Genomic DNA, 18,444 nt, shown 5'->3' with positions numbered 1-18,444 from the left:
CTACTCCGACCGCACACAGAGAGATTAGCAGATGATCAAACGACTCACCCAGGCATTCAGTAACGAGACGGCAGACGAGTCGGTTGAGCGTCGTCCAATCGACGACCTCACGGGCGACGAAACGCGCCACGCACTCGACTACCTCGCGCTGCTCGACCGCGAGACCACCACCGAGAACATCGAGTGGGCGGCCTACCAGCTGCAGGCCGAGGACGTCGACCTCGCCACCCCGATGGAGACGCTGAAAGAGCGTGGCGAACTCGACAAGCGGCTCATCGCTCCCCGAGTCGTCCAGGACTACCCGAAGTTCCAGGTGCGCGATGACCGCATCTCGCAGATCCTCACCGTCACCTCGTTCCCGCGGAAGGTCGGCCTCGGCTGGCTGGTGCCGCTGACGCTCGCCGACGTCGACCTCCGACTTTCGCTTCACGTCAAACCGCGGGCCGCGAAGGATGTCCGCCGACAGCTCCAGAAGCGATATACGCAGGCCGTGACCTCGCTGTCGGTCAAACAGAAGCGCGGGCGGACCGACACCTACCAGGACGAACTCGAACGACAGGACCTCGAACGGCTCCTACGGAACACCATCCGCGGGACGACCAAACTCTACGACGTTGCGATCTATCTCGAACTGGTCGCCGACACGCGGGAGGACCTCGACGAAATGCTCGACCGGGTGGAGGCCATCCTCGCCGAACAGGACGTCGACCTCAGCCCGGTCAAACACCAGCAACTCGACGCTATTGGATCGGTCGCCCCGCTCGCGAGCGACACCATTGACAACACGCACCCGATTCAGCTCGAAGCGCTGGGGACGTTTTTCAACCTCGTCGAACCGTCCATCTACGACCCCGAGGGTGTCCTGTTTGGATTCGACGATACGAAGCGCCCGGTGATTCTCGACCGCTACGCGCTATCGGGCCACTCGATGGCGATCTCGGGGAAGACGGGGTCGGGCAAAAGCTACTTCCGGAAGCTGGAGATCTACCGGCGACTACTCGCGGACCCGAACGTCCAGTGCATCCTGTTCGATCCGGCTGGCGACGACTATCCACGGTTCGCACAGTCGCTCGGTGGCGAGGTGATCCGCTTCGGCGGGAACTACACCGTCAATCCGATGGATATCTCGCCGCCGGCGGACGCCGAACAGGAGAACGGCGACGACACGTACGCACTGACGATTCGGTCGGTCATCGAGATGCTGCACACCCACTTCGACCAGCGTGATGGGATGTCCGCCGGTGAGGAGGGAATTCTCATCCAAGCAGCACACTACGCCTACATCTCGAAGGGGATCATCCTCGGGGAGTTCGACACCTACGCGCGGGAGTCGCCCACGCTCGACGATCTCATTCGTGGCGTCAACGTGATCGCTGCCGGCGGTATCGAGGCCGCCCACGAGGCGGGCGTCATCGACGGGGTCGAACTCGGACAGTTCCAGTCCTATGGGTTGCCGAACGCTGACGAAACGGAGCTCGGTGACGGATCGGGACCGCTCCACGGAGGCGGTATCTCGATCTCGGATACGATCGTCACCCCGACCGACCATCACCAGGAACTCGCCCGGAATCTCCAGCCGAAGTTCGAGTCGTTCAAACCGGGCGGTATCAACCACAATCTGAACGGGCAGACGAACCTCGACCTTTCCTCGCGGCTGGTCGTGATGGACATGAGCTCGTTCGCCGACACCGGCGAGATGCCGCTCATCCTCCACGCGATGCTCTCGTGGGCCTACCTCGAGGCAAAGCAATCACCCTACAAGGTGGACGTCACGTTCGACGAGGCGCACTACCTGCTCGGGCGGCCCGCAGCCCGGGACCTGATCAACCTGTACATCCGTCACGCGCGCCACTACGAGGCCGGGCTGACGCTGATGAGCCAGACCGCCCACGAGTTCGTCCGGACGAACGAGCGCCGCGAGGTCTACGAGAACTGTGACGTGAAGTGCCTGTTCTATGCCGAGTCGGTCTCCGAGGAGACGGCCGATTACTACGGCTTCTCGACCGATGAAATCCGATTCATCCAGACCGCAGCCCGCGGACAGGACTCGGACTACTCGGAGTGCCTGCTCGCGACCAGCGTTCACGGTCGACGCCGCCTCGAAATCCGAAGCGGCCCGTTCGAGCATACCGTCCTGGACGACAAGCTCGATCCGTGGGACTGGCTCGCCGGCGTCGAAGGGATCGATCTCGTCGAGGGTGACGGGACGGTCCCGAATCCGACGTTCCACGAGGACCTCGAGATGACCGACCTCCCGCACGTGATGAACCGCGATATGGACCTCCAGATGGCGATGGAGACCGATCACGAAGACGTCCATGCTGCCGACCTCGGTGTCGTTGAGCCCGACCCGGACATCGAGCCCGATTCGGGGTCAGGCGCGGTTACGAACGGGCACGCCACGGAGGAACCGTGAGGCAACGGCCGCGCGTCGCGATTGTCCGATCGTGGCCGAAGAGTCTGTTATCCCCAGACGCGCCGGAGGGCCGGGTCGATGGCTGACCTCTTGGACCTAGGGTGGCTTCCCGATGCGATCGTCCGCGCCATCTTCGAGTTCCTCCGCTCGATTCTGGTCAGCGCGATCAACTTCATGTTCAATTTCGGGCTGAAGCCATTGTTGACCATCGAGCCCTCGATCATTTCCAGCGTCCAAGTCACGACCGCGTGGGACGATGTCTTCCGGCTCTCAATCGCGCTGTTGCCCATCCTAATCGCCGGCGGACTGATCGCGATGCCGTTCAGTCAGGACCGCGAGACCTCGCTGTGGAACATGGTTGCCCGCGTCGTCGCAGTAATCTTCTTCATCGCGATCTCCCAGCCGCTGTTCGGGTTCCTCATCGAGGCGTCGAACGCGGTGACCAACGCGCTCGCCCCGCCGACGTTCGTCCTCACGTTCAATGCCGACCTCGGCGGGAGCTGGGGCTCGACACTCGGGTTGGGCGTCGAGGTCATCGCACTCCTCGTCGCAGTGCCACTGATGTTCATCGCGACGATCATCGCGTCGGTGCTGCTGGTCCTCCGGCAGTTCATCGTCGTTACGGTCGCCGTCGGAGCTCCCTTCTTCGCCGTACTATGGTACGCGAACTGGGGACCGATGAAGTCGATCAGCAATTTCGCGGCGACGTGGCTCCGGATGGGAGTCTATGCCCTGCTCGTGGGACCGATCATTGCACTCGTGATGCGCGTGTTCAACGTGATCGCGACCGGTGGAGTCTCTGCGAGTGGTGACGTCGCCAGTTTCTACGTCTCAGCAGCGCTGGCGCTCATTTTTCCGATCGTCCTGTTCGTCGTCATCTGGAAGACCATCGGGTGGGCTGGTCAGCCGCTCGGCGTCGACGCCGCGTTCACGATGACGGTTGCCGCCGCGATCGCCGCCACAGGTGTCGGGGCTGTTGCCGTCGGCGCCGGCGCAGGCTCGGGGGCCGTGAGTAGTGCTTCGAAGTCGAGTTCTGGCGGGACCAGTGGAGGCGGGAGTGGGGGATCGTCGGGTGGATCCGGTGGTGGCACATCCGGCGGTACTGCGGCAGATCCCTCTGCGGCTACCGGGAACTCAACCGTTGGCGGGACGATGCGTAGTAGCGTTTCAGAGGCACTCGGAACGCGGGAGTCCGCCGTCGAGAACAGCGTCGATTCAGCACCCGGGTTGTTCACCAGAGGAAAAGATTCGGCCGGCGGACTGGTCGCTGGCTCACCAGTGGTGAGCACGGCACGGACACATGCGGGCCGAGCGGGCTCCGCAGCAAGGAAGTTTGGCTCAAAAGCAAAGAACCGTGGAGTGGCTGGCGCCAGGAGAGCGGTTGGGACAGAGAGTATCGATAATCATCGGAAAGCGATCAACCAAAATCTGGACGCGGCCGACGAAGCAGAAGCGAATCGGGACTTCCTAACAGATGCGTACCAGAACGGGGAATTCAACGTTGCCGAGGCTGCCGATCGTGGAATCCTAACAGGTGACGAAGCACCTGCAGATGAGGTCTCTACAGTCATACCAAACGCAGACGGGAAGGTAGCGTACAAGACGGCAGCGGGCCAGGAGATGACGATCGATCTCAATGACAGAGCCCAAACTTTCGGCCAGAGAGCTGTGTCGCTCAGGGATGATGCGTCGAAATCTGCCCGAAGCGTGAAGAGAATCAAGGCCGCACAGACGGCTGCGAAGACACCCGGCAGAGCTGCCATATCAACGGGACGGGCAGGCAAGCAGGTGGGGAAAACCGGTGTCCAGGCCGGAAAGGCTAGTGGAATCGTCTTTGCCGGGGCGATGACGCGGAGTCCCTACGCGGCCTACAATATGGGGAAACGCGGGGGAAAACACCTCATCGGCCCGGGATCCGAAGGTAGTCTGGTCAACCCCTCTGATGAAGATGACATCGACTGGACGACCAAACGAGAGGATGGACCAGGTCAGGCGACGGATCCGCCGTGGGATGAAGATACCAAGGGAGAACCATCGGAGACGCTTTAGAGATGATTTGACCGCATTCCTCCGTCTACGAACCGGTCGTGCCCCTGGTGCGAGAAGTTATAGCGTAGTACCGGCATGAAAGGAACATAGACCTCTGTGAACGCATCTGTCGATGCCGTTCTCAGTGGTGTACGCACGCCGCGGCTCACATGACCAACCACCCCCCGGCGCGATCCCCTCGCGGGGATGGCGATATCCGTCCCATCACGGCTCGCAAAATCACCTCTGTGATCCAATGAGTATCCTCGATACTGTACTCGCAGTAGCCATCTTCCTCGGTCTCTTCGCGAGCGTCGAGTACGTGACCTACCGAGTCATGGAGCGCAAGCACGAGAAGCAAAGTGTTTATCGGCTGTTGTTTATGCTCGCATGGACCACGCTGGCGTTCGTCCACATGTGGGTGGTCGCTCCTCTACTTAATCTCCCACCAACCGCCGTAGTAGCACTCGGTCTGGGCATTTTGATGATTTATATCGCAGGGGGGTTGGGAATACCCGTCTTCAAATCGATCGGGGTCATCGGACTCTATCCATTCGCGCTCGTTTACGAGTTGTTCGTAGTGTTGTTACTTTTCGCCGAGACGGTAGCTTTCGCCGCCTCCTTCGTCACAGTCTCGCAGTTCGATTTCTTTTCGACTATTGTTCCTGGCGACTCTCGGGTTCAAGCAATTATTGGACTGGGTGCTGCAGCCTCGTTAGTCGCGGTGATGTACTACAATCCTAATGGAGAAAATGGGTATCACTATGCCTCCGGACGTCACGTGACGCCCTCCGTCGACTACGAGAAATTCAGACGAATTCGTGGAGAGGATAGAGAACGAAATGAACAAGAGGAGTCACTCAACCAAGGAGACTCTTCTAGAACATCCGATTCAGGCAGTAAGAGTGGTGACTCTTACCCGACCAAAACACCAGCCAAAGCATCTTCCATGGGGGAATTCGAATACAACTGGACCCGCTCGGACATCGGCTTCGACGACGTCGCCGGTTATTACGAAGTAAAGGAACGACTCGCAGAAGAGGTCCTCCAGCCGGTCCAGGCAACGGCACGCGGTGACGACCGATACGATCGGTTCGGGATCGAACCGTCGCGAGGAATTCTCTTCTATGGACCCCCGGGAACGGGCAAAACCATGTTCGCTCGAGCCCTTGCTGGCGAACTCGATATCCCCTTCGTCGAGCTAGGCCCGGCGGACGTGACCAGCAAGTGGATTAACGATGGTCCTCAGCGGGTCCGCCAGCTCTTCGAAGAAGCCGAGTCAATCGGTCCCTGCGTCATCTTCCTCGACGAGGCCGAACACCTGTTTGGCGGTCGCGATGTCGGCGCTGGGGGCGCGCACGCCGAGGATAGAAAGATCACCAGTGAGCTGCTTGTCCATCTCACCGCCGACGATCGAACGGCCATCGTCGTCGGCGCAACGAACCGTCCGGAAGACACCGACCCCGCGATTCTTCGCCCTGGCCGACTCGCGACGCACGTCGAGATCGGACTTCCTGAAGAGGAGAGCCGTCACGCGATCTTCCAGTCGAAATTGAGGGGGGTTCCACACGACCTCACCGGGGACCAGCTGGCACAGCTCGCGAGTCACACTGCCGGTCTCAGCGGTGCTGATATCGAGGAACTGGTCACAGATGCCAAACGCCGAGCTGCACGACGGGATGCTCAAACAGTCTCGGTTGAGGACTTCCCCACTCCGGAAGAACTCGATGCTATGACCGAAGACATTCGCCCTAGACCGACCTCCGGCGTCGATCGCTCTGATGAGGACGAATCTTTCTCGGAGAACGTATTCGACGACGACTCTACAGTCGGGTTTCAGTAGATTTCGGTAGCCGGAGTCCGTGAGCGATATTCACCCCAGAGTTACCCCATAAAGTAGAAGCTCCTGAACACTGTGGGGTAACTTTCTGTATCGTCATCGTCGGATAGCCGAATCACTCACCGATCAGGACGTGGGGCGGTCTCGTAGCGCTCGATCTCGGCAGTCTTCTCAACCCGGTCGTAGATCTCTCGGAGCGTCTCCTCGGCGCGCAGCAGCTTGTGGTCCTCGAGGAATTGACGTCCCTCCTCGCTGATTCCGTAGAACGTGTACGGTAGGTCGTTCTGCCGGCGATCCTCAGGGAGTTCGACTTTCTCGACGATACCCGCCTCGACGAGGCGCTGCAGATGCTGGCGGATCGTCGTTTGACTCCGGCTCGGATTGACGTAGTCCAGTTCCTTCAGCGTCGGCAGCCCCGACGGATGCCCGAGGATATCCTGGACGAGCGAGAATCGCGTCTCCTGGGTGACGACGTTGAGTCGCTCGCGAACGGTGTCGAGATCGCTCGTGACCTCGTCGGGGGTGCTCATCATACTCCTCTTTGTGGAGTACGGGCTAAAGCGTTTCGCCATAATACGAATCAGTCAAAGGCGATACGCTGACCGTGTAGGTCGACGCATTGAAATCCACCGGCCGAGAGGCACGTCATATGGGCGAGGAAGCAGTGACCGTCGAGGACCTCGCAGAGCGCGCCGAGGCCCACCTCCACGAAGCCTCGCTCACTCCCGAGGAGTACGAGGCGCTGAAACAGAGTGTCGCCGAATTATCCCCGATCTTCTCAGCCGACCGAGCGTATTTCGTCCTCGGGAGTTACGGCCAGCCGGAGATTCGTCGGCTCCAGCTCGTCAAAGACCGGCTGAATCGACGGCCCGACGCCTACGCGTTTCTGATGGTCGACATCCGCAGCGAGTGGGTCAACACCTACCTCAAGTTCCGCCTGCTTGCGGATTACACCGACTACATCGTGGGTGTTGCCGAGCACGCACAGGGCGGCTTCCTCGTCGAACAGGGCTACTTCACTGCCCTCGAGGAGTACTTCGCGAAAACACATGTCTGTCAGCGCGAGTACGACGCCCTCGATCCCGACGATATCGATACCGGCGTCGACGTCGAGAACCCATACAGCGGGATGCAGACGGCGATCTTCGAGATGCTCGAGGAACACGGGCGACTCTATCGGTGGACCACCGAAGAGGATGTCGTCGAGTGCGTGGGGCACATCCCGTGAGTCGGCCCAGGAGGTCCAGAGTGATCACTTTCGTCATAGTTACCCCACAAGCTGATATTACTCCAGATACGTGGGGTAACTATGACGGAGGATGTTCCCGGAAAACCGCCGGCACCGGATCTCCCGAAGTACCTCCGCGAGCCACTCGAGAAACAGTCCCCAGAACGGCTAGAAGCGGTGGCGACGTACGCGAGTTCACTCGCTGAGTGGAAACTGGAGCAGCGGGAGGCGGACTTGCAGCGACGGCGAGCCGAGGAAGCGGTTGATGAAGAGGAACTCGAGGAGCTGGACGATCGCGAGATCTCGACGGATCCAGCGGACTACGAGGACGTTCCGGCTAGCGGAGCCTACATCACGGTGAAGACCACGAAAGAGACAGGCGAGAAGGCTTACCGTTACTACTATTGGCAGTGGCGTGAGGGCGATTCATGGAAAAACGAGTACATCGCTCCGGTGAATCCAAAATGAACGAGTGAGAACCCAAGATGGTCGATGGGTAATCTCTCGGGATGGTCAAGAGAGACCACACACACACCCCTCGTCCAGAGTGAAAACTGAACGAGAGGGAGGGGACACATCCACACGAAACAGAGGTTCACGAGATGGCAAAGAGAAGCAAACCACGGACAGAGCCGTCAACACGGTAGAAGACAGGAGGAAAGGACCAACCATCAAGAGCAGCGGTTCACGACCGACCGGACGAATGCCGCCTTCGTCCTTTCTTGTGCTGAATGCACTTGACGAACAGTTGGCAGAGGGAGGTAATAAAACTTCTAGATAACACTAAGTGAAATGGTAGGTTGAGGCGACTGACGTCCTTGTAGGAAGGTGTTTCGTGGATTGATCGGTTTCTCGTCCCGTGATTTCTGTCTCATCTCCGTCTGTCGTCGGGCGCTTTCTCCGCACTTTCTCGTGTATCGTCGTGGCGTTACACTCTGGACGAGGGGTGTGTGGGTACCGCGAGAGTCGTCCATTCTCTGTGAGGAGTCTCGGGAAACATCACCGGTTCGATGTATAGTCCGTGGTTCCGGGAGCTTATTTCCACCGTCAACGGGGCCGCTCTCGTGATTTCTGGTGGGACCAACGTGACAGCTGGGAACTCGAGAGGGAGTGGACAAACACTGCGCGCCTCCCGTTTGTCGATCAACCGTAACGACGAGTGACTTTATTACGTGTCTTCGTTCAGTCTCTCGTGAAATTCACCGCAGTTCACTCTTGATCAGGGGTGGTGGAGGAACCGGCTCCGACCTTTCAGTCGATTCGATCGGGAAGGCGACCTATCGCGACTGGTTTTCACTCTTGTCGAGGGGTGTCTGCCATGCGTCAGACGCTTCTTTCAGTTATTGCTGTAGTGGAAATTGATACTTCGCTCGACAGGAGTTACACTCTGGAGCAGGGGTGTGGTCTCTCTTGACTGGGCTGTCCGGAACGACCGAGTGCTATACACTCTTGACGAGGGGTGTGGTGAATCCAACCGACGTCCGGCGTTTACACTCTTGATAAGGGGTGTCCATTCGTTCGAATAGACACCTCGTGATAGCCGCTTTCACTCGGGAGTGGCTCCAAATTTCGAAAGGGTGACACGCGTCAGACAAAGCATCAGAAGACGGTCACAGGCCGATTTACACTCTGGTCGAGGTGGCCGAATTATTAAGTAGCCTGCTTACGCGGTGTCTCATATCAATGGCCGAGGAACCGTCACAACTCACTGATTTCAACGAGCGATTCGAGGACCCCTCCGAGGATCCGTTATTCGACTTCGACGAGGAGGCCCCCGATCGGGCCAACATCTTCGCTCGAAAGGAACTGCTGAAGGTAGGGCACGTCCCCGAGAGTGCCCGGATTGTCGGTCGTGATGACGAGATCAAAGCCGTGGCAGCGGAGCTCCGGCCGATCGTCCAGGGTGACCCGCCGAATAACGTGATGATCTACGGGAAGACGGGCACCGGGAAATCGCTCGTCGCCCGCCATGTCACAGAACGCGCTCGACGGGCGGCAACCTCAAACGACGTGGCTGTGGGAACGGTCTACGTCGATTGCGCCCAGCACAATACGCAGACCAGGGTGGCGAGAACCGTTACCCGATCGCTAAACGAAACCGATGCAACCGACTTCGATATTCCGCGCGCCGGGATCGGGAGCGGGGAGTACTACGATTATCTCTGGGAGATTCTCGACACGGCGTACGAGTCGGTTATCATCATCCTCGACGAGGTCGACCGCCTGGACGACGACGACATCCTGATGCAGCTCTCTCGAGCACGTGAGTCCGGAAAGGCTGACTGTCACCTCGGCGTCATCGCAGTGAGCAACAAGATCGAGTACCGCGACCGGCTGAACGAGCGGGTCAAGTCGAGCCTTCGCGAAGAGGAGTTCGTTTTCCAGCCCTACGACGCGAATCAGCTCCGCCAGATCATGAAGCATCGGCGAGATGCTTTCTACGACGATGTTCTCTCCGACGACGTGATTCCGCTGACCGCAGCCATCGCTGCACAGGAGCACGGGGACGCCAGAAAGGCGATCGAGATTCTCCGACACGCCGGCGAGCTCGCTGAACGGGATAACGCAGAGACGGTCACCGAAGAACACGTCCGCGACGCTCAGGAGTGGGCGCAGATCGACCGATTCGAGGAGTTGCTCCGTGGCTCGACGACACAGGTGAAGTTCATTCTCTACTCGCTCGCGCTGCTCTCTGAGGAGAATCCGAATTCCGATGGTTTCTCGACGAGCCGTATCTACGGCCGATACCAGGAGACCGCGGAGAAGATCGACGCGACCATCCTCAGCGAACACCGCGTGTACGAGTTGCTGAAGGAGCAGGCGTTCCTCGGTGTCGTCGAATCCACGAGAACCGGTGGTGGTCGTGGTCAGGGGAGTTACCTCGAACACCGACTCGTCCAGGACACCGAGATCGTTCTGAAATCGGTGCTTCGCGACAGCCGGCTTGAGGATCTAGCCTGACGTTTCGAGTGACTGAGCATGGATGAGACAGCGAATGGACAGAGCTGTTTACTCGGTCTCGCCTGTGGTGATGCATTAGGTCGACCGGTCGAATTCAAGAGCGCCGAGGAGATCGCATCCCAGCACGGCGAAGTAACGGAGATGCTCGGTCACGGCACGCACGGCCAGCCCCCGGGGACGATCACTGACGACACTGAGATGGCACTCTGTATCGCGGAGAGTCTCGTCGACCGCCGCGGGTTCGATCCGGCCGATGTGGCGGATCGGTTCGTCGACTGGCTCGATTCTGACCCGTTCGATATTGGACTGATGACGCGCGATTCGCTGTCTCGGATCAGACAGGGAACGTCGTGGAACGACGCTGGCGCGGACGTCTGGGAATCGCGGCCTGAGGGGTCCAACGCCGGCAACGGGAGCGTGATGCGGTGTGCGCCACACGCGATCGCCTTTCGGCACTTCGATGCAGAACTCACCCAGGTCAGTCAGCTTTCGTCGGCGATCACACATGCCGACCCGCGCTGCCAGTGGGGCTGTGTGATTCTCAACCGGACGCTTGCAAACCTGATTCACGACGAACGCGACCCACTCGGAACCGCGCTCAAGGATACCTATTCAGCTCCGGACGAACTTCAAACGGCACTCACGCAGGTGCAGGAAGTTGTCACCGGCGACCGCGACTCGGCAGTGTTCGAAACCCAGCTTGCGACCTCTGGATACGTCGTCGACTCGCTCCAGGCTGGGCTTTACTATGGTTTGACCGCTGAGTCCGCCGAAACAGCGATCGTTCAGGCGGTGAACAGCGGTGGCGACACGGACACTGTCGGTGCGATCGCCGGCGCTGTCGCTGGCGCTCGCTTCGGGTCGACCGACCTACCGAATCGATGGATCGAAGAGATTGAGGAATCTGACCGGCTCAAGCGATTAGCACAGCGATTGCTGACGATTCGGATGCAGATCCCCGGTAGAGGATCCACGACTATGGATGATGGGACCCTCATCTTCAAGGAACGGACCATCGAGGGACCTGCGTACATATCCGCTCGTGAATTTCAGGAGGCGACTATCGGACACCGTCCTCATCCCGCGCCACATCGCACTATCAGAACTGCGTACCACGAGTTGACGCCGGCGAGGGCTGCGATGCTCGACTGGGAACGGCGAGCGTACGCGGTCGACAGTGGTCGATGTTCCACCTACGCTGGCCCACAGATCGACCTCGATGCGGAACCGGGCTTCTCGCAGCCGACGCTCGTCCCTGTGCCACAGTATCCGTTCGTCGACGCCTTCGATGAACTTCCCGAACAAGACCAGCAACGAATCATGCGTGACGGGCAGGCAGCAGCGGATGCGTTCGTTCGGGCATACGCGGCGTTCGCAGGGATTCGGCACCCGATAACCGAAACCGAGACCGATACGGTCGGAATCGAACGTATGGATCCGATTGCGGGGGCGACGCGAGTGCTAGTCGGCACGTTCGCCGACGCCGGCGAAGCACTGTTGCGAAGCAACGAGAGCGGTGGCTACGACTCGCCAGCGGAGATCGAAGCAGCCTTCGATATCTCGGTCGCTGAGGGGGTCATTGCTGACCACCCACGCGCCGTCTACGATGTTGCCGAAATCTTCCCGCAATTAGCAAGCGGTACGGGTGCTATTCTGGATTACCTCACGCAGCTTCGCCCCCCGCAGCAGCAACAGACGTTGACGGACACCAGTCCAGAGGATCAACTTACGGACCTCCGCGATACGGCCCACACGATGGTCGGAGAACTCCACGTCATGTACGAATCGCTTCGACGAGTAGCAGTCCGGCATCCGGAGATCGAGCACGAGAACTCCAAGCGTACGGTCAGTTACCGGCCGTCAATCCCGCAGACAACATCACGTTCGGTGGAGAGTCGGCTAACCAGTCGAGCAGGCACGGAAGTCAGTCCCCCACTGCCGACGGCGGCACGACGGCCCGTACCCTTCCTCGACGCTGGTTCTACGTTGCGTCACCCGAACAGCTAGAAACTGATCTTCTCGACCCGTTCATCGACTACGTTGAGCGGCAGACGACGGGTACTGAAGTTAGATCGATTATAAAGAGCAAGGAGAATACCCGCGCCTTTAGGCGCGGGATGAATCCGACAACCCCTCCACAATCCACCGTCGATAGCCCGACTGGATATTCCACGCCCGAATCCAAACTTTAACGACAAAACACCACATAACCCGTTATGGAATCGTTTCACGATGCACATCCACCGCACCTACCGAGCGAAAATCCTCAACCACCAGCAGGTAGAGGACTCGCTCGACCGGCACGGGTGGAGTGCGTCGAAGCTCTGGAACGTTGCAAACTATCATTCCCGCCAAGTGTGGGATGAGACGGGCGAGATCCCCGACGATTCGGACTTGAAGAGCGAGTTGAAGACTCACAACAAGTACAAAGGACTGCACAGTCAGTCCAGTCAGCGCGTTCTGGAGGAACTCGCTGAAGCCTTCAACTCGTGGTACGAAACGAGGAAGTCTGATGATCGTGCAAATCCGCCCGGCTACCGCAAGAAAAACTACTACGACTCAGAAGGCCGCTGTGTCCACGAAGAACACCCGCGTAGCACGGTGACGTGGAAGCAGAAAGGCATTCGTCACGATACCAACAACGGGCGAGTGCGCCTCTCTAAAGGAGCGAATCACAAGGACCACCCCCGAGCATGGGAATACATCCTTGTTGAATACGAAACGCGCCCCGGAGTTACCGTCGAGAACCTGCAACAAGTCAGGGCCGTCTACGACAAGGCGAAAGGGCGCTGGGAACTGCACTTAGTGTGTAAGCACGAAGTGGAGACGCCCGACTCTCCCGGTGACGAGACGGCGGGCATCGACCTTGGTATCCGCAACTTCGCCGCTGTCGCGTACAGTACCGAGGAAGCCGACTTGTACCCCGGCAACCGTCTGAAACAGGACGGGTACTACTTCCCGAAAGAAATCGCAAAGTGTGACGATTCAGACGGCCAAGAAGCCACTCGATTGCACTCGAAGTGGTCGGAGCGTCGAACCCACTTCTTCCACTCCTTAGCCAAACACATCGTTGAACGATGTGTCGAGCAAGAAGTGGGTCGAATCAACTTCGGGGAACTTGCTGGTGTTCGAGAAGACGAGAACGGCGAGTCAAAGAACTGGGGGAAGCACGGCAACCTCGACTTGCACGGGTGGGCATTCGACCGGTTCTCGAACATCCTCGAATATAAGGCGAAAGTCAAGGGCATCGAAGTCGTGGAAGTATCCGAGAGCGACACGAGCAAGACGTGTTGTGTTTGCGGTAGGAAAGACGACAGTCAGCGTGTTGAGCGTGGTCTATACGTCTGCGAGACGTGTGATGCGGCGTTCAACGCTGACGTGAACGGGGCGGAGAACATCCGTCTCGACATCAACGATGAAAGTAACTCTGAGTCTGCACCCAATTTGGGTGGGGATAGGAGTACCGGCTGGTTGGCACAGCCCGGAGTCTACCTTCACGACTTGTCCAGCGGATTCCAACCGAGGGAACAAGTGGTAGACTGCAAACCCTAATATCCCAATCCAGCGGCGCGGTGCCGTGGGATTCCTCCGCGTTCACGCGGAGGAGGATGTCAATGAGCAATTTGTCGTTGAAGGAGACCTCCCCACAGACACCACCACGTCGGGTACGAAACAAAGACAGCGCGAAGCTTTCGCTGGCTTCAAAAACCAAGTGACATCCCTGAAAACTGACGAAGTCTTAACTGATGGAACGGCTCTCGTCGAAGACACAGCTCCCGTTGCAGCATCATCTGGTGGTGGTGCCAGTGGCGGTGGTGGCACCTCGTACACCGGCCGCGGTGAACAGGCGGAAGTCTACGTGATGGGTCAAGTCCTGTATCGCCTTCAGGACTGGTTGACAGCAGGAACGCCGCGATCACGGTTAGGAACGCTGCTCGACGAATTCTCCGAGCGGTACGACGCACAGCTCGATTCGGCAACTCCGTACAAGTGGCACGTCCAGTCTCGTTGGAACGACGAACTTCGTCCACTGTTCGAACGGGGTTTCGATCCAAGCCCGTATCTCGACCTTTCAGAACTCTCTTCGACAGAAACGGAGCTCCGGAATCTCCCGTTTATTCAGTTAATCAACGTAACCCAGGAACAGGGCCCCGGATTCGACGTGATAGACCCATTCGGACCTCTATCGGCTCCCGACTACAACTCCGATGGGACTCTTCCCTTCTTACCTGTTGAGGTGAAAGCAGTCCACGACGACCGTCGATTCAGGTTCACGACTAACGAATTTCGACGTTGTCAGGCCTTCGTTACTGCCGGCATCCCCTACGCAATTCGGCTCGTAGAAATGCCCGACGCAGACGTACAGAACTGGGCAGACCAGGCGAAGGTCGTTTCCGAATACCTATTTGGCGACCACTGGTTGGATCCCGAGCAAATGCTCCCTAGCGACGAAAATAAAGCTGTTTCGGACGCAATCACAGCGCACGTTAGAGGCGGTTATCTTACCCTCGGTCCGGATCAGTAGCAGTGTCACAACAAGTTGATCGCTGATTCGACCGAAATCACGCATTACAGACCCGCTATACCCGGGGTATCTCAACTTCCACAATCTCGGAGTATGGAAATGATGCGTGCCTAATGTTCGATCTATCTGTTCTGAATCGAAATAGAAATCGATCTCTCTTGTCGGCCTTGCGCTGGTTACGCTTCCGGAATATCTTGGATGTCGAGCTCTCCGTCCGGCAAAAACGTACGCTCCAAGGTTAATTTGTGCTCCGTCCGTCCGGCCGCTCAACGGCTTCGGCGGCCTCGATTTCATCCGTTTTCTCGACTTCGGCGAACATCGCTTGATACGCGTCAGGCTCGAAGAGGTCGTTCCGGTCGAACAACTCGCGGGCGGCGTCGGTGAGCTGGAAGAAGCGGTACGGCTGGCCCCGTTCGAGACCCTCTCGGTCGCGTTCCACGACTTCGATCAGCCCGACTTCTTCCAGATGGGTGAGGTGGTCGGTGAGCGTCGAGGCAGCGACGCTCGGGTTGTAGTATTCGAGTTCCTTCTTCGAGGGCGCACCCTTGGGATGACCGACGATCGTCCCGATGATGTTCGCGCGGGTCGTGTCGTCGAGAGCACTGAGTGCTTTGATTGGATCCAGACCAGCCGTCTCCTCGGCCGGAGTGAGTAGGGAAGCGTCGGGCTGGGACATCGTGACTGGATGTTGCTGCGCTGCTTGTATAACCATTTCGTTGATTTTCGAAGTGGTTGCGGAGTCCCTCGCTGGTTCCACTTTTGATCCAGTATCCCTATCGTTAGTTGCGGGACGTTTGGCGATTTCGAGAGATAGTAATCTGGACTCTGCGCTGACGGCACGCACCGGTTCGACCTGACCCCATACACTTTGCGTGTCGCCTGCGACACCCCGCGTATGCCGTTCAGCGCCTCCTGGCATACCTTGCTTGATGAACTCGACGATCTCCCGGATGGCGCGACACTCATCACGCCGCTGTCACACGACCGATTCCACGTCTCCGACGTACAGGAGCAACGGGTCATCATCGAGTTTCTGGACCGCGACATCGACGAGACACGCCCGCTTCAGCGCGACCAGTTCGAGACGCTGTACCGACGGATCACCGATGAGCCGGACGGCTTCGACCTCGATAGACTCCCGCCCGACGCCGATCCGTATCCAGCTGTCCTGTCGCTTCACCCGCGCTTCGAGATCGACGAGGATCAGGGGGTAATCGGTGAGACGGAGGCCCCGACTACCAGCCAGCTCCTCGATTCGGGAGACGAAGCTGAGACACCCGAGGAGGAACGGACCGAGCCGGATTTGGACGTGTATGCTGATGCACTGTTGCTCATCGACGCGCTTGAACGCCACGAGGTCGAGGTCCTGGAGGACATAGAGACGGACGCGCTCGTGAACCTTTACACCCTGCTCTCGGACGTTCAGCGCAACGCTAACGACCTCCGTCAGGACGTTGCTGACGTGTTGCTCAACCGGCTCCATCACGACCGTCCCATCAGTGGCTCGTTCGGTTCTGTCCAGCGCACAACCAGGCGCAACCGCTCGCTGAGAGACGAGAACGAGGTGCTGGAGACGCTCGAAGACGCCGGGGTCGACCCGGAGCGTGTAATGGGTGTAGACCGTCATAAGGTAGACGATGCCCTCGACGTGACCGAACTCTCGGAGGGCGACGTATACGAGATCGAGGAGTCCGAGTACGTCCGTAAGGCCGAGGTGGACAAAGAACGCAAGGAGACACGCCTCCAGGGACTCAAAGACCAGCTTGCGGCCGCCGAAGGTGACGAACCTGAGGAACTGCGCAGGGAGATCGAGGAACTCGAAGACCGGATCGAGGAACTCACGGAGTTCAAATCGGGCTCAGAGTTCCACACGCGGGCTGGTGGTGAACCATGACTGAGCGAGACGAGGAGCGAGAAGAGCGCATCAAGATGGAGATCATTGTCGATGCCTACACCCAAGACGAGCAGGCGATGGGGTGGCACATCTATCTGGAGGAGACGATGGACGTTCCCTTCGAGGCACGCTGTATCGAAGAGCAGGAAGTGTCACCGCTGGATGAAGGGGAGACGGTTCGTGTGGTCGGCAAACCGTCATCGGAGCCGTCGCTCCGCCAGCAGTTCGTGACCATTGAGTGGATGAACCGGGAGTTCGGTGTCCCACTGAGCCAACTGGAGCCGGGTCAACAACCCCGCGCACGGTGGCGCGGGGCTTGTCAGTGTTCTCGGCCTCTAACTCGGTACTGAGTCCGGGATGAATCCCCGAATCGGCGTCACCGTTCCTGACTTCAGGGCAAGTTGACTGTTGCCCGTCCGCCGTGAGTCGTTGAGCCCACGACGGACAAACCGCCACCCCACATTCTTCGCCGCATTATAATCCGCATGAAGCGTCTTCTCACACCTCTCACACTCGAAATGGGCTTGCACAGGACGATTCCCACGACTCGTGTGACCGCATTCACTACATCGCTGACTCGTGTACGCCGCGTTCACGAACTCGATACGAATACCAAGTGACTCAGCTTTGTACGTCACGAACTGGATGAGTTTACGGTGTGCCCACTGGTGGAACGTCTTCGCGTTCGGCATCCGGTCACGAATGTACGACAAGTCCTCGAACACGATGTGGCTACACTCATGTTCCACGGCTTGCTCGATAATCGCGTTCGAGACGCGGTGCAGTTTGTCCCGTGAGTACCGTTCTTCCCGGTTGTCCCGACCGACGATGGTTCGGTGAGCCGATTGTGTTCCGGTCTGCTGAAGACCTCCTCGAACCTGCTCGAATTGTTCGTGGTCGTGAACCAGTTTCGTCCCTGACTCGAAGTGTGCAGTGCTGGTAACGGCGAGGTTTTCGATACCGAGGTCTACTCCGAGAACTGTTCTGTCCTCAGCAGGAGACTCGGCTTCATCGAACGGATTTGGTTTGCGGAACCCGAGGTGTAAGAAGTAGTCGCCGTCACGGGCGGTGAGCGTGCTTTCCGTGACGCTCCACTCGTCGTCGTTCAGGAATTGGTACTGGTAGCCGTCTTCGTCGTCTGGAAGGACGAGTTCACACCGGACTCGGTTTTCAACAGTGGTGAGTGAGACGGTGTTGTCTTCGAAGAGCGTCAGTGTGTTCGCATCGTATTTGATGGTTGGACTGGTGAAGTCTGGACAGGAGACGTTGCGACCGTTGTCTTTGAGTGCTCTGACGCCTGTGAGTGCGCTTGCGGCTTGGTGAGTGGCGAGTATTGCGTGTTGACTTCCGAGATGAGTTTCTTCGCGTACATCGTCGTAAGCGAGTTTTTGGAGTCCGTATTTGGAGTTTTCGTGTTCTTTCCAGCCGATGTGGGCGGCGAGGGTGGCTCCGTGTTGCCAGTTGCTAATCGTGGCTTCGAGCATGTCGGCTTGCTCGTCGCTCACGATGATGCGAGTGATGGCTGTGCGTCGCAGGTAGTCGTCCACTCTAT

General features: G+C 58.6%; 14 protein-coding genes. 11 read left to right on the top strand and 3 right to left on the bottom strand.

The window, feature by feature from the left end; all coding sequences use genetic code 11:
• Positions 1-31 precede the first annotated feature (31 nt).
• The 3 genes from DP107_RS11940 (at position 32) to DP107_RS11930 (ending at position 6,287) form a co-directional block, all read left to right on the top strand.
• Entirely contained in the window at positions 32-2,416 is a 2,385-nt protein-coding gene (locus tag DP107_RS11940; protein ID WP_144262387.1) for a VirB4 family type IV secretion system protein, read from the top strand.
• Between the two features lie 78 nt (positions 2,417-2,494).
• On the top strand, positions 2,495-4,465 hold the full coding sequence (locus DP107_RS11935; protein WP_144262386.1) for a spermidine synthase family protein: 1,971 nt from the start codon (positions 2,495-2,497) through the stop codon (positions 4,463-4,465).
• A gap of 235 nt (positions 4,466-4,700) precedes the next feature.
• On the top strand, positions 4,701-6,287 hold the full coding sequence (locus DP107_RS11930; RefSeq protein WP_185977287.1) for an ATP-binding protein: 1,587 nt from the start codon (positions 4,701-4,703) through the stop codon (positions 6,285-6,287).
• Between the two features lie 116 nt (positions 6,288-6,403).
• On the opposite strand, the gene DP107_RS11925 is transcribed toward DP107_RS11930, so the two are convergent.
• A complete protein-coding gene (locus DP107_RS11925; RefSeq protein WP_144262384.1) occupies positions 6,404-6,814 on the bottom strand; it encodes a helix-turn-helix domain-containing protein in 411 nt (136 codons plus the stop codon).
• Between the two features lie 119 nt (positions 6,815-6,933).
• On the opposite strand from DP107_RS11925, the gene DP107_RS11920 reads away from it, so the two are divergent.
• From DP107_RS11920 to DP107_RS11895, 6 genes are all read left to right on the top strand, one after another.
• A complete protein-coding gene (locus tag DP107_RS11920) occupies positions 6,934-7,512 on the top strand; it encodes a hypothetical protein (protein WP_144262383.1) in 579 nt (192 codons plus the stop codon).
• Between the two features lie 81 nt (positions 7,513-7,593).
• Positions 7,594-7,980 carry a hypothetical protein gene (locus DP107_RS11915; RefSeq protein ID WP_144262382.1) on the top strand — a complete coding sequence of 129 codons (387 nt, stop codon included), beginning with the start codon at positions 7,594-7,596 and terminating at the stop codon, positions 7,978-7,980.
• A gap of 1,215 nt (positions 7,981-9,195) precedes the next feature.
• The gene (locus DP107_RS11910; protein WP_144262381.1) at positions 9,196-10,473 is read left to right on the top strand and encodes a Cdc6/Cdc18 family protein; all 1,278 of its coding nucleotides are present in this window, start codon (positions 9,196-9,198) and stop codon (positions 10,471-10,473) included.
• An 18-nt stretch (positions 10,474-10,491) separates the two neighbouring features.
• Positions 10,492-12,480: an ADP-ribosylglycohydrolase family protein gene (locus DP107_RS21255; RefSeq protein ID WP_144262380.1), complete on the top strand. Its 1,989-nt coding sequence runs from the start codon at positions 10,492-10,494 to the stop codon at positions 12,478-12,480.
• Between the two features lie 225 nt (positions 12,481-12,705).
• Positions 12,706-14,025 carry an RNA-guided endonuclease InsQ/TnpB family protein gene (locus tag DP107_RS11900; RefSeq protein ID WP_144262379.1) on the top strand — a complete coding sequence of 440 codons (1,320 nt, stop codon included), beginning with the start codon at positions 12,706-12,708 and terminating at the stop codon, positions 14,023-14,025.
• 25 nt (positions 14,026-14,050) lie between these two features.
• Entirely contained in the window at positions 14,051-14,998 is a 948-nt protein-coding gene (locus DP107_RS11895; RefSeq protein ID WP_144262378.1) for a hypothetical protein, read from the top strand.
• A gap of 238 nt (positions 14,999-15,236) precedes the next feature.
• On the opposite strand, the gene DP107_RS11890 is transcribed toward DP107_RS11895, so the two are convergent.
• Positions 15,237-15,674: a helix-turn-helix domain-containing protein gene (locus tag DP107_RS11890; RefSeq protein WP_144262377.1), complete on the bottom strand. Its 438-nt coding sequence runs from the start codon at positions 15,672-15,674 to the stop codon at positions 15,237-15,239.
• Between the two features lie 219 nt (positions 15,675-15,893).
• Between DP107_RS11890 and DP107_RS11885 the strand changes: the two genes are divergently transcribed.
• Together DP107_RS11885 and DP107_RS11880 are read left to right on the top strand one after the other, a co-directional pair.
• Complete coding sequence (locus DP107_RS11885; RefSeq protein WP_144262376.1) at positions 15,894-16,892, top strand: PD-(D/E)XK nuclease family protein; 999 nt, start codon at positions 15,894-15,896, stop codon at positions 16,890-16,892.
• On the top strand, positions 16,889-17,242 hold the full coding sequence (locus DP107_RS11880; RefSeq protein WP_144262375.1) for a calcium-binding protein: 354 nt from the start codon (positions 16,889-16,891) through the stop codon (positions 17,240-17,242). Before DP107_RS11885 ends, DP107_RS11880 begins: the two co-directional genes overlap by 4 nt.
• Here DP107_RS11880 and DP107_RS11875 read toward each other — a convergent pair.
• The gene (locus DP107_RS11875) at positions 17,228-18,439 is read right to left on the bottom strand and encodes an RNA-guided endonuclease InsQ/TnpB family protein (protein ID WP_144262374.1); all 1,212 of its coding nucleotides are present in this window, start codon (positions 18,437-18,439) and stop codon (positions 17,228-17,230) included. The genes DP107_RS11880 and DP107_RS11875 overlap by 15 nt on opposite strands.
• Positions 18,440-18,444: the final 5 nt, after the last annotated feature.

The sequence above is a fragment of the Haloglomus irregulare genome (genome assembly GCF_007421925.1).
Lineage (GTDB): Archaea > Halobacteriota > Halobacteria > Halobacteriales > Haloarculaceae > Haloglomus > Haloglomus irregulare.
The sequence above is the reverse complement of the archived record's forward strand: the minus strand, read 5'-3'. Positions and strand labels throughout refer to the sequence as shown.

Coding starts and splice junctions, on each gene's coding strand:
- DP107_RS11940 (WP_144262387.1), top strand. CDS start 32: ATGATCAAACGACTCACCCAGGCATTCAGTAACGAGACGGCAGACGAG.
- DP107_RS11915 (WP_144262382.1), top strand. CDS start 7,594: ATGACGGAGGATGTTCCCGGAAAACCGCCGGCACCGGATCTCCCGAAG.
- DP107_RS11925 (WP_144262384.1), bottom strand. CDS start 6,814: ATGAGCACCCCCGACGAGGTCACGAGCGATCTCGACACCGTTCGCGAG.
- DP107_RS11880 (WP_144262375.1), top strand. CDS start 16,889: ATGACTGAGCGAGACGAGGAGCGAGAAGAGCGCATCAAGATGGAGATC.
- DP107_RS11910 (WP_144262381.1), top strand. CDS start 9,196: ATGGCCGAGGAACCGTCACAACTCACTGATTTCAACGAGCGATTCGAG.
- DP107_RS11900 (WP_144262379.1), top strand. CDS start 12,706: ATGCACATCCACCGCACCTACCGAGCGAAAATCCTCAACCACCAGCAG.
- DP107_RS11885 (WP_144262376.1), top strand. CDS start 15,894: ATGCCGTTCAGCGCCTCCTGGCATACCTTGCTTGATGAACTCGACGAT.
- DP107_RS11935 (WP_144262386.1), top strand. CDS start 2,495: ATGGCTGACCTCTTGGACCTAGGGTGGCTTCCCGATGCGATCGTCCGC.
- DP107_RS21255 (WP_144262380.1), top strand. CDS start 10,492: ATGGATGAGACAGCGAATGGACAGAGCTGTTTACTCGGTCTCGCCTGT.
- DP107_RS11920 (WP_144262383.1), top strand. CDS start 6,934: ATGGGCGAGGAAGCAGTGACCGTCGAGGACCTCGCAGAGCGCGCCGAG.
- DP107_RS11890 (WP_144262377.1), bottom strand. CDS start 15,674: ATGTCCCAGCCCGACGCTTCCCTACTCACTCCGGCCGAGGAGACGGCT.
- DP107_RS11930 (WP_185977287.1), top strand. CDS start 4,701: ATGAGTATCCTCGATACTGTACTCGCAGTAGCCATCTTCCTCGGTCTC.